This is a genomic window from Nostoc cf. edaphicum LEGE 07299 (assembly GCF_015207245.1).
Classification (GTDB): Bacteria; Cyanobacteriota; Cyanobacteriia; order Cyanobacteriales; family Nostocaceae; genus Nostoc; species Nostoc edaphicum_B.
The window spans coordinates 1-2705 of record NZ_JADEXF010000956.1 but is presented as its reverse complement, the minus strand read 5'-3'; the positions used below and the strand labels follow the sequence as shown (position 1 = coordinate 2705).

The 2705-nt window shown below is 39.5% G+C and carries 2 protein-coding genes; both read left to right on the top strand.

The genetic code is table 11. The features are described from left to right. On the top strand, positions 1-732 hold a 732-nt coding region (locus IQ229_RS23090; protein WP_194047761.1), incomplete at its 5' end, for a TldD/PmbA family protein. 233 nt (positions 733-965) lie between these two features. Further along, positions 966-2312 carry a TldD/PmbA family protein gene (locus IQ229_RS23085; RefSeq protein WP_194047759.1) on the top strand — a complete coding sequence of 449 codons (1347 nt, stop codon included), beginning with the start codon at positions 966-968 and terminating at the stop codon, positions 2310-2312. The last annotated feature ends 393 nt before the right edge of the window (positions 2313-2705 follow it).

The window sequence follows — 2705 nt, the reverse complement described above, 5'->3', positions numbered from 1 at the left end:
GTTTTAGCTCCAGATCAAATGATGCTGCAAATCCATGAAAGTGTTGGGCATCCCCTAGAAATTGACCGAATTTTGGGAGATGAGCGTAACTATGCTGGGGGCAGCTTTGTTAATAAAAGCGATTTTGGCAACCTAGTATATGGTTCGCCTTTGATGAACATTACCTTTGATCCTACCGTGCCTGGTGAATTTTCTAGCTATGGCTTTGATGATACCGGTGCTGTAGCGACACGGGAGTATTTGGTTAAAAAAGGTGTACTGCAACGGGGTTTAGGCAGTCTAGAGAGTCAAGCAAGAGCAGGTGTAGCAGGAGTTGCCTGTGCCCGTGCTTGCTCATGGAATCGACCAGCGATCGATCGCATGGGTAACTTGAATTTAGAGCCTTTAAACGGCACTTTTGAAGACATTATTGGTGGGATAGAACACGGCGTTTACATGGAATCTAACCGTTCTTGGTCAATTGACGATCGCCGCTACAAATTCCAATTTGGTTGTGAGTACGCTAAATTAATTGAAAATGGCAAACTCACCAAAACCCTTCGTAATCCAAATTACCGCGCCACAACACCAGAGTTTTGGCATAGTTTAATTAAAGTCGGAGATGCCACAAACTGGCAAATGTATGGTACTCCTTATTGTGGCAAAGGAGAACCAAATCAGGCCATTTGGGTAGGACACGGTTCACCTGTCTGTGTATTTGCTAATGTCGAAGTTTTTGGTGGAGGAACTTGAAAAATACAATAGTTAGGAGTTAGGAGTTTTGAATTAAGTAGATCGGCATAATTAAACATCAAATAAAATTCTAGCTCGTAGTAAGCGATTCATCGCTCAAAAAAAGGATTATCAGGACTAAAGTCCTTACTACAAACTTTAATTTATTTACGCCAGCTACTTAGAAAAATTCTTTTAACTCCTAACTCCTAACTCCTAACTTTCTCCCTATTCCCTATTAATATTTAATATCTATGAAAATTGAGGAATTATCTGGGTTAGAAGTCAGCTTTAATCGACTGATTGAAACTCTGCTGATTAAAAAAGCAGAAGATGAACAATTCACTGTGAGACTTAGCAGTGAAATAAGTCAATTTACTCGTTTTAATCATGCAAAAGTGCGACAAACTGGTTGTGTTGCTGATGGTTGGATCGAACTGACTTTGATGCAAAATCAGCGCAACAGTGTTCGGCAGTTTCCCTTTACTGGGAATTGGGAGGTAGACTGGCAATTAGCATATACTGCTTTGCAAGAACTACGTGACGAACTTATTCTACTACCCATCGATCCATATCTAGTTTTGCCATCAGGAACTAATATCAGTCGAGAAATACATTCTGGAAATTTATTGGCGGCTGAGGCAGTAGTTCCAACTGTCCTAGAACTAGTTGCTGAATTGGATTTTACAGGGATATATGCAGGGGGAGTAGTAATTAAAGCTTATGGTGATTCTAGCGGTCAAAAACACTGGTTTTCTACTGATTCTTTTACCTTAGATTATTCTCTATTTTCTCCATCTGGACAAGCTGTTAAGCGTACATTTGCCGGGAGTGATTGGAATGAATCTACATATATCGCCAAAATTAGCGAAGCTAAAAAACAACTAGAATTGCTTGCTCACCCAACTAAAGAACTGCCACGTGGACAGTACAAAACTTATTTTGCACCTGCTGCTGTTGCAGATTTATTATTGATGCTTTCTTGGGGAGCTGTGAGCGAAGCTGATATCCAACAAGGAAATAGTGCTTTAGCTGCTTTATGGCGTCAAGAAAAACAACTTTCTCCAAGATTTAGTTTAAAAGAAAATTTTCAGCGGGGATTAGTGCCGCGATTTAATGAATTGGGAGAAATGGCAGCACCGGAGTTACCTGTAATAGAAAAAGGATATTTGGTAAATACTCTGGTGAATTCTCGAACTGCTAAGGAATATCAAAAAATTGCTAACGGTGCTAATGGTTCAGAGACTTTACGAGCGCCAGAAGTGAGTACTCGTAATTTAGGATTTGAGCAGATTCTTCCGAGTTTAGATACAGGATTATATGTATCAAATTTACATTACTTGAATTGGAGCGATCGCCACACTGGTAGAATCACAGGTATGACTCGTTATGCTTGTTTTTGGGTAGAAAATGGAGAAATTATCGCACCCATTGAAAACTTACGTTTTGACGAAAGTCTCTATCGCTTTTGGGGAGAAAATCTAATAGATTTGACTACTTTTCAAGAATTTATTCCCGAAGTAGGAACTTATGACAGTCGCCAACTTGGAGGTAGTTTAGTTCCAGGTATGCTGGTAGAAGATTTTACATATACTTTGTAATCATGTGCTGAGAGGAAATCAAAAGCCAACAGATAAAAATAGGCTCTATCGCTCCCTTTATGGTTCCTAATATTAAATCCATGCTTTTTTAAACCTATTATCCTTATGCAGAACGGGTTTTGCAGTTTTCCAGCTTGGTATTTAATAATAGCGTAAGTCACTTTAGGATCAGGGGAGCGATAGAACCGAGAAATTTATCCTAAGAGGATGTTTGAAAAGTATTGCGCGGATAGAAATCGCTACTACACAAACATTCGCGTAGCGTCCCGTAGATAAGGGGGGTTTACCCATGAACAACTGGTGCACGACTTATAATCGCCAAGGCTAGTAATAAATTAGATTTTACAAACATCCTCTAACAGGAAGTTGACATTCGAGGCAAGGAAAAACAAA

Coding starts and splice junctions, on each gene's coding strand:
- IQ229_RS23085 (WP_194047759.1), top strand. CDS start 966: ATGAAAATTGAGGAATTATCTGGGTTAGAAGTCAGCTTTAATCGACTG.